The sequence below is a fragment of the Brevibacillus sp. AF8 genome (genome assembly GCF_021270385.1).
Classification (GTDB): Bacteria; Bacillota; Bacilli; order Brevibacillales; family Brevibacillaceae; genus Brevibacillus.
The window spans coordinates 1-7,743 of record NZ_JAGQDN010000040.1 but is presented as its reverse complement, the minus strand read 5'-3'; the positions used below and the strand labels follow the sequence as shown (position 1 = coordinate 7,743).

Genomic DNA, 7,743 nt, shown 5'->3' with positions numbered 1-7,743 from the left:
TGAGATAGTAATGTCAAAAGGGTGCATCAAGAGCTTAGCGCAAGAAAAGGGAACCATTAAGATTCCCCAAAAATTGAAAGATATAACGAAGCCCTTCTTCCTACATAGGACGAGCCCCAGGTCCTGATACACCACCAACAACTGGCGCTACTCGAGACATTCCTGTCAAAGCAAGGTACTGCTTAAAAACGTATTTCTCATACCGATTCTTAACTTCGTTAGACGAAAAGAGACCTATAAAAGCTTTATCAGGGGCATTCCGTTTTAGATAGGATATGAGATTGTCCATAATTCTTGTCCCTATAGGGAAATGTGCATCAGAAAACATTCAATTTAGCTTGAAATTTCACAACCTAGCAATGATTCCAGAAACGCAATTGTCGCTAATTCTTTAACATAGTCGTCACCGTTGATATGGAGCATTTCTAAAACCTCAAATATCATTGGCAACTCAGTTAACATTTGCTTTTGGTAAAGCTCATCTACATGTTGGGCGAAATCTGAGACATCAATATACGGGAGATGCTCTTCGCTATCGTCGTAAGTTTCACTAACAAAATGGAGCCATCTTTCTTTATAGGAAGGACAAGCAGATAAGAATAAATCGATAACCTCATGCTTTTGTATCATTTCAAAAAGTTCACCCCATAAAAGGTATATCGAAATTTTATCACATGGAAAAATCGTTATTTAACATTTTGTTATTAAGTAAAATGGAGGCGGTTATGATGAATTTCAAGATTTTCGGAGTTGGCGAGGACTACACGACATACATCGTTGCACAATCGAAAGAAGAGGCTTTGGAAATGCATAACTCCTACGTCGATGCGGAATGGCACGAAACTATTGATGGTGTGTCAGAGGTTCCTTTCGAAAGAGAAGGATGGTTTGAAGCGGAAGAGGGTTACCAAAACATGACTTTCGGTGAGTTCTTGGGCAAAGATTTTGTTTACACAGAACCAAAGGTCATTTGCTGGAACGAGTAATCAACACAACAGTAATTTAGTAAAAAGAGACCCCTAGGATTTCCTAAGGGTTCGTCGATGGAAACTACTCAATAACTTTAAAAATGAAGCTATAAGATACTTCACCACTTATTCCATCACTTGCTGTAATAGTACCAGTAGTTTGGCCTGCTTTTAATGCGGTGAAGTTAGCATTACCAGTTGAACTGTCAATGGATACTTGAGCAATACTACTGTCACTTAGAGTAATGGAATAAGTTAGAGGATCATCTTCGGGGTCCCTAATATAATCCGAAAACTCGAGTAGTCCATTCGGGAATCTCAAAGTTAATTGGAAAACATCTAGTTGCTTGATAATTATAGGTTTGTGATTGCTATTCTCGACTTATACCCTTCTCTTTCTGAGGGTTTTCGTTCGAGCCTACACCGTGCGGGCGACTTTCATCGCACACGGCGTTCCATCAACGGAAAAAGGTGAAAAATTACAACGGGCTTTATCAGTATATAACATTACTGAACAAAAGTTTAACAAATTTACAAAACACACGATTTGATAAAAAAGAGATTCTAAATGCCGTAGTCCCGACACAAAAAATACCCCCGGGATATCCCGAGGGCCGTTGATGGCTGTCTAAAATTCGCTACTGAATGGCGTTTCATAAGTAATATTTCCACTCATATCTTTTACAGCTCCTGAAACAAATTTGACTTTATAAGTAAATCCAGTGTGCCATGTTTCAGGGTTATAACCCATGTGAATTTTAAGAACAGGGTTTTCGGGGTTGCTAGTATCCCATTCAATACTTTGATTAATCGCAGGATTTCTGAGATTCGCTCCATTTTGATTGCTAATGTGGGTGATTAACTGATTGATATCATTGATCGTTAAAGTATCATCTGATAATTCTTCATTGAAGCTAATCAGTAAAATGCTCGCATTCAAAAGAGTAATTGTCCCAACTGCTGGCGTTTCATCAATGCTATTCTCGACTTATACCCTTCTATTTTTGTGGGATTTCGTTCGAGCCTACACCGTACAGGCGCCTTTCAGCGCATACGGCGTTCCATCAACAGATAAGAAAGCGTGTTTTACAACGGGCACATATAACATACGCCATTCTATCTATATCTGTCTGCTAACTAAAGTTATAACTTTTGGTGGATTTGTTATAAACGAGCTGAGCTTAACAAAACATTAATTGTGAGAAGGACGGTCAATATGAATCCTGAGGCTTTCGCTAATGAAACAGTCAAGATGAGAAAAGAAATAACCATCTATATGCAAGCTTATAGACAGTTATTTCATAAATTGGAGGACCTTAATTTATCTGAAAGGCAGTTAGTTTAGGACGTTACATCTTATTTAATATGATGTGTATCCATTTACATTAACGTTTCTAGACTCGGAGACTGCGTTTTCAATGTATAAGAAGATGGGCTCATCTTTTGTTCCTTTTGGAACATCGGTAAATGTGATTGTATAATTCTCATCTTCATATCTTTCAGGAACATGATGCTTTGTAGACGCTTTTGTGCCACTGTGATTTCTAAATTGATAAGTGAGTTTAGGTTTATCGGAGGAAAATGGATAGTACTGGACAACAGTGAGAGGTACAGTTCCATAAGTACTAATTGGGAGAGGACCAGCGATAAGCCTAGTATGAAAAGAACCATGGTAGCTAATATTTCTGCCATCTGTATCCGATGGTTTTATTAATGCCTTATTTGCAGGCACCTCTTGGGGGGTGGCTGGAGACACTGCAGAAGCTCCACTAACAATAGAAAATGCAGATACAATTGAAGTTAAAGCCAAGCTAAAAGCGATTCGTTTAAAAGCTTTCATCAATAACACTCCTATCTTGAAATATTTGGAAATAAACACAAGGACAGCATAATGCAAGTCGAAGAAAATATCAACAAAAATTACTTATATTGGTAATTTTTAGATAAGAAACCTTTGTGTGACTCTTTTTCATCGAGGGGAAGTTTAAAAACCAAGAGGAGGGAATCGAAATATCGATACAGGCTGTTGCTACATGGGACAAGGCATCATTTAACAAAAGAGAAAAAGTGATTCCATTCAGAATCACTCGGCAAACACTAATGGGACATTCATCTGAGTAGCAAGCTGCATGAACTTCCCCAATTCAACTGGGTTACGAGAGATTCGCTCAGCACTGTGACAGATTACCTTGTTTACCACCCCAGCCTCTATGTCCGTAAGCAATTGAGACAGGCCAGGACGATCAGAGTCAATGGTTTTAACGTCGATTTCTATGTAAACCTTATGAGCTACATTTTTGACATGTGGCATGCAGGACTCCATTTGTTTTTCGGTCTTTCTATAATCGTTGAAGGCAGTGCGGATAAAAACAGCAACCATTATGATCACCTCAAAAAATAAAATCATATAGCAAATCTATCATGAGAGTGTTGGGGTTTACAAACCATTCCAAGGCGAAAGCAGGTGTGTGATGAGCAAAGGTTTTGATCTTATATCAGATGTACATCTTGATTTTTGGGTTAAAGTTGAAAATCCGCCGCACAAGATGATTCCACAAATTAAGAATTTCATAAAAGCAATTTTGCCTGAAACGAATCATAATGTGCTTGTTATTGCTGGTGACCTGGGTCATTACAATTGGCAAAACAAAATACTGATTGAAGAGTTGAAACAGATATATGAGCACATTCTGATAGTTGCAGGAAACCATGATTACTATTTGGTTAGTGCAAATCAAGAAAAGCAGTACCGAGGAAAATCTCTTAATCGTGTTATCGAGATGAAAGAAACATGCAGCTCGCTTACCAATGTGCACTTTCTTGATGGCGACATAGTAGAAATCGATGGCATTAACTATGGTGGAGTTGGAATGTGGTATGACTTCTCATATGGGATTAAAGAGCTTGGATATTCAAAGGAGGCCCTGTATTCAAAATGGTGGGAAATAATGAACGATTCCAGACTGATCAAGGGTTTGTTGGACAAGCCATTTACATTCGCTGACGAAGAGAAGAAGAAACTTGACGGTATCATTGAGTCATCAGATGTAATCATTACACATGTTGGTGGCGATTGGAGCAAGGCCGACCATGATCTGGTCAATTCATTTTATTACTTTGACGGAAGTCCTTATTTTTCTAAACTCAAAGGCAAGGTATGGTGCTTTGGGCATACTCACCAACGATCTGATTATGAAGCCAATGGATGTCGTTTTGTAGATGCTGCACTTGGTTATCCCGGTGAAGGTAAAAGACGTAGCGCCGTGCATATTCAAGTGTAAAGATAGAAGTGCGTGCTATATAGAAAAATGACAAAAAATAGCCCCCAGCAGGGAGCCCGTATATATGTTCGGCAAAAACATTAGAACATGGGCTGCCACGAGGGGGAATTGGAAAGATGAACGCACAATTAGATTTGTTCGTTAATGCTGAAGACAAAGAGAAAGCACGTGAGCTATTAAAAGCCTACCCATCGATGAAAGCTGCCGTGGAGATTTACACTGTTGAGAAGTATTTCCCTGAGCAAAACGACTTCACGGAAATAGATATCGCAAATATCGAGGGAAATGGTACATGGTACGAGAGGGGATATTCACGGCCGTGGTGCTCGACGAGATGTTGTCGGTAACACGATAGCGTTTAGAAAGGTACCTCCAGAAAAACGAATTCAGGAGGAACTTTTAAAGGATATATCACCTCTTGGTGGCAGCATATCAACTTTTTGGGCGAATACCAATATTATACGTTGTATTATGCTACATTATGATGGAGCTGACCTTAGAGGATTTACTCTTACGGAGCGTAAAGCTGTCCTGGACCGTGCGGTTGCGGACACTCTAACCATAAGAAAATGGCCTACATTGACGGCCGAGGCAAAGACTTATGGGACGCAATTGTTGCAAAATCAATCATCACAGGCGAGGATCGGGAGAATGTTTACATTCAGCCGCAGATAAAACGAGTGTTAAAATGCGAAACTGGACAAAGAGTGGCATGCTACGAAGAGCGTCAATAAATGTAAGAGGCACCTACCTGTTATATAGGAGGTGCCTCTTCGTGTTATTTACTATATTCCATAACTTCAAAGGATTGAATTTTGCTGAATGCTACATAATCTTTGCGAGCGGTAAATGGTCCTTTGTTAAAGTCCTTATCGAACATATATGTTTCTTTGCCACGTCCATCTGCACGGCCATTGTACCAGTCGATGAAGTCCTGTACTTCGGATGCAGTTAGCTCATATTCTTTCTCAAGACCACTGATCATTTTAATTACAAGTAGTGCATTATCACCAGTTGGAGTTGGTTCTGGATCAGGATCTGGATCAGGCGTATTTTCTATTTTATCGAGTAACTCAATCTCTTGAATATCGAGTGAATTATTCTCTCGACTAGATGTTACATTCAATCTGTAGTAACGATACGATGAAGAGTTGGAAAATGCAAAACTCTTTTTTTGTGATGATGCAAATACTACGTCTGTTTGAGTGTCTAAGATAACCCAATCTGTATCATTATTACTTCCTTCAATAGTCCATGCCTTTGGAGCTGTAGTGTGACCAAAAGCAGTTATAGTGTACGCCTGAACCCTTTTCTCATTATTTTCACCAAAATCTACAGATATCCAACCAGCTCCACCAGTTCCCATGGGGCCATTTGCCCAATATGTTGTTGATCCAAATTTGGTTTGATCATCAAATACTTTATAAGGTGGCCGAAGTTCATGATCTTGAGAAGATGCATTAATTACTAACGGAGAAGGACTAGTGTTAGAAGTCATTGTTGGAACTAAATCATTGGTAAACTGATCTTCTGCTAAACTAATATTTTGCCCAGAAAATAAAATGGTGGTGATTAGACCAATACTTACAAAAAGCTTACTGTACTTCTTCTTTACAAAAATCATAAAAACCTCCTTGAACTGTTAAAAATGGATAATTCCACATAGAAATATATTACATATCGATGATTCGAGCAAAACAGTAAAAGGAATAAATTCAAATCAAAGGAACAGTAAGCAGAATTGTTCATATAGAGTTCAAAAAATAGCTAACCCGTCCCTGTTTTAAGGAGACGGGTTTTTCACGTTTCCTCACTACTTTTGACAAGCCGTTCGCGCATATCTTCTCGACAGGAGGGGATGAACGGTGCATGTAAAGATTATACCGGGAAGTTCTACTGACAGTATACGTTCCGCCTGTTACCACTATTTATTAGGAAAATACAGGAGGGAGAAGCCGTATGATCGGAATATATGCCAGGGTGAGTACAGAGGAGCAGGCCAAGAGCGGATTCAGCCTCGACGATCAGTTAAGAGAATGCAGGAAGAAGGCAGCGACGAGTGAAGTTGCCGAGTACATAGATGATGTATCAGGCGAGTTCCTAGATCGTCCGGCTCTCTCAAGGCTTAGACAAGATGTGAAGGACGGGGTCATTACAAAAATTGTCTGCCTGGACCCTGACCGTTTATCGCGTAAGCTAATGAACCAGTTGCTTATAACAGATGAATTTGATAAACGTGGTGTAGAGCTTGTGTTCGTAAATGGCGAATATGCAAAAACGCCTGAAGGTCAACTCTTTTACAGCATGCGTGGAGCGATTGCTGAATTTGAGAAGGCAAAAATTAATGAGCGTATGAGTCGTGGAAGAAGAGAAAAGGCAAGACAGGGCCGCGTGCTACGTGACTTTCAAATATATGGGTACAGTTATGATTCAGAGAAGGAACAGATAGTCATAAATGAAGCTGAGGCAGCAGTAGTGCGACTTGTATTTGATCTGTTTACTCAGCCAAATGATCTTGTTGAAGGGATAAATGGAATAGCCGTTTACTTGACCAGCAAGGGGGTTCCTACAAAGCGTGGGGCGAGTGTATGGCATCGACAAGTGGTACGTCAGATGCTCATGAATGAGGCATATGTGGGGAGGTTTTATCAGAATAAATGGAATACAGAAGGGATGCTCGGCAACCAGTTTCGGCAACCGGATGAGAAAGTCCGTATGAAAATGCGTCCAAAAGAAGAATGGATATTACTGCCCTGCCCATCCATTATTGATGAAATGAAGTTTGAACATGCTCAACGACTACTAAAGGAATCCAGAAGAAGATGGGCGGGCCGGAGCTTTAACGAGTACCTCTTAAGCGGCCTAGTACGTTGCGGGACTTGTGGAAATACGATGCCAGGAAGAAAAGCGAAAAACTGGAGCCAGCATGTATTTGAGTATACCGACGTTAAGAATACAGCAGGAGCAAAAAATAAGGGATGCGGTCGCCGTGTCAGATGTGAGCAATTGGACAATCAGGTTTGGGAAACAGTTGCGTCTTGGTTGAATAATCCTGATGAGATTGCCGTGGCAGTGGAAGATAAAGTGGAAACTCCATTCGAGCAAGTGGAGATGGAACGCTTGCAAAAGGAACTCGAAAAAACAAAAGCGGGTCGCAAGAGATTGCTTAAACTGTTTGCTTCCGGCGAAGAAGATATTGGTGAAGAAGATATTCGCCAAGAGTTGAAAGAACTGAAGGAGAAAGAAGATAAACTGAATCAGCGTTTAAGTGAGTTGAAGGAACAAACGAAGCTGCAAACTAATCATGAGTATAGCCGCAACTTGATCCAGGAAGCTGCTGAATATTATTTATCGAAGGCACAGGATGAGCTAACCTTTGAGGATAAAAAAGAGCTAATCCGTCACGTGGTGAGGGAAGTACGAGTTTTTGAAGAGAGCGTGGAGATATACACGTTCTAAGTCCGTTTATGCTCCTCTTTTGACATTTAGATTGA

General features: G+C 40.1%; 9 protein-coding genes. 4 read left to right on the top strand and 5 right to left on the bottom strand.

Annotation, left to right across the window (positions count from 1 at the left end; all coding sequences use genetic code 11):
• Nucleotides 1-333: 333 nt before the first annotated feature.
• The gene (locus tag KB186_RS28110) at nt 334-630 is read right to left on the bottom strand and encodes a DUF7674 family protein (RefSeq protein ID WP_232774843.1); all 297 of its coding nucleotides are present in this window, start codon (nt 628-630) and stop codon (nt 334-336) included.
• 95 nt (nt 631-725) lie between these two features.
• On the opposite strand from KB186_RS28110, the gene KB186_RS28105 reads away from it, so the two are divergent.
• Nucleotides 726-986: a hypothetical protein gene (locus KB186_RS28105; RefSeq protein WP_232774842.1), complete on the top strand. Its 261-nt coding sequence runs from the start codon at nt 726-728 to the stop codon at nt 984-986.
• A gap of 610 nt (nt 987-1,596) precedes the next feature.
• Here the strand turns inward: KB186_RS28105 and KB186_RS28100 are convergent.
• The 3 genes from KB186_RS28100 to KB186_RS28090 all read right to left on the bottom strand — a co-directional run bounded on the left by KB186_RS28100 (nt 1,597) and on the right by KB186_RS28090 (nt 3,348).
• On the bottom strand, nt 1,597-1,908 hold the full coding sequence (locus tag KB186_RS28100) for a hypothetical protein (protein ID WP_232774841.1): 312 nt from the start codon (nt 1,906-1,908) through the stop codon (nt 1,597-1,599).
• Nucleotides 1,909-2,328: 420 nt separating this feature from the next.
• The gene (locus KB186_RS28095; RefSeq protein ID WP_232774840.1) at nt 2,329-2,808 is read right to left on the bottom strand and encodes a hypothetical protein; all 480 of its coding nucleotides are present in this window, start codon (nt 2,806-2,808) and stop codon (nt 2,329-2,331) included.
• Between the two features lie 243 nt (nt 2,809-3,051).
• Nucleotides 3,052-3,348, bottom strand: coding sequence for a recombinase family protein (locus tag KB186_RS28090; RefSeq protein ID WP_255688991.1), 297 nt, complete (start codon nt 3,346-3,348; stop codon nt 3,052-3,054).
• A gap of 91 nt (nt 3,349-3,439) precedes the next feature.
• Here KB186_RS28090 and KB186_RS28085 point away from each other — a divergent pair, with 91 nt between their 5' ends.
• The gene (locus KB186_RS28085; RefSeq protein WP_232774838.1) at nt 3,440-4,249 is read left to right on the top strand and encodes a metallophosphoesterase family protein; all 810 of its coding nucleotides are present in this window, start codon (nt 3,440-3,442) and stop codon (nt 4,247-4,249) included.
• A 116-nt stretch (nt 4,250-4,365) separates the two neighbouring features.
• The gene (locus KB186_RS28080; protein ID WP_232774837.1) at nt 4,366-4,596 is read left to right on the top strand and encodes a hypothetical protein; all 231 of its coding nucleotides are present in this window, start codon (nt 4,366-4,368) and stop codon (nt 4,594-4,596) included.
• 431 nt (nt 4,597-5,027) lie between these two features.
• Here the strand turns inward: KB186_RS28080 and KB186_RS28075 are convergent, their stop codons facing one another.
• Nucleotides 5,028-5,873, bottom strand: a complete 846-nt coding sequence (locus KB186_RS28075; RefSeq protein WP_232774835.1) for a discoidin domain-containing protein — start codon at nt 5,871-5,873, stop codon at nt 5,028-5,030.
• 335 nt (nt 5,874-6,208) lie between these two features.
• On the opposite strand from KB186_RS28075, the gene KB186_RS28070 reads away from it, so the two are divergent.
• A complete protein-coding gene (locus KB186_RS28070; protein WP_221868886.1) occupies nt 6,209-7,708 on the top strand; it encodes a recombinase family protein in 1,500 nt (499 codons plus the stop codon).
• The last annotated feature ends 35 nt before the right edge of the window (nt 7,709-7,743 follow it).

Excerpts from the sequence above, each read along its gene's own strand:
- KB186_RS28080 (WP_232774837.1), top strand. The coding sequence starts at position 4,366 with ATGAACGCACAATTAGATTTGTTCGTTAATGCTGAAGACAAAGAGAAA.
- KB186_RS28105 (WP_232774842.1), top strand. The coding sequence starts at position 726 with ATGATGAATTTCAAGATTTTCGGAGTTGGCGAGGACTACACGACATAC.
- KB186_RS28070 (WP_221868886.1), top strand. The coding sequence starts at position 6,209 with ATGATCGGAATATATGCCAGGGTGAGTACAGAGGAGCAGGCCAAGAGC.
- KB186_RS28090 (WP_255688991.1), bottom strand. The coding sequence starts at position 3,348 with ATGGTTGCTGTTTTTATCCGCACTGCCTTCAACGATTATAGAAAGACC.
- KB186_RS28095 (WP_232774840.1), bottom strand. The coding sequence starts at position 2,808 with ATGAAAGCTTTTAAACGAATCGCTTTTAGCTTGGCTTTAACTTCAATT.
- KB186_RS28075 (WP_232774835.1), bottom strand. The coding sequence starts at position 5,873 with ATGATTTTTGTAAAGAAGAAGTACAGTAAGCTTTTTGTAAGTATTGGT.
- KB186_RS28110 (WP_232774843.1), bottom strand. The coding sequence starts at position 630 with ATGATACAAAAGCATGAGGTTATCGATTTATTCTTATCTGCTTGTCCT.
- KB186_RS28085 (WP_232774838.1), top strand. The coding sequence starts at position 3,440 with ATGAGCAAAGGTTTTGATCTTATATCAGATGTACATCTTGATTTTTGG.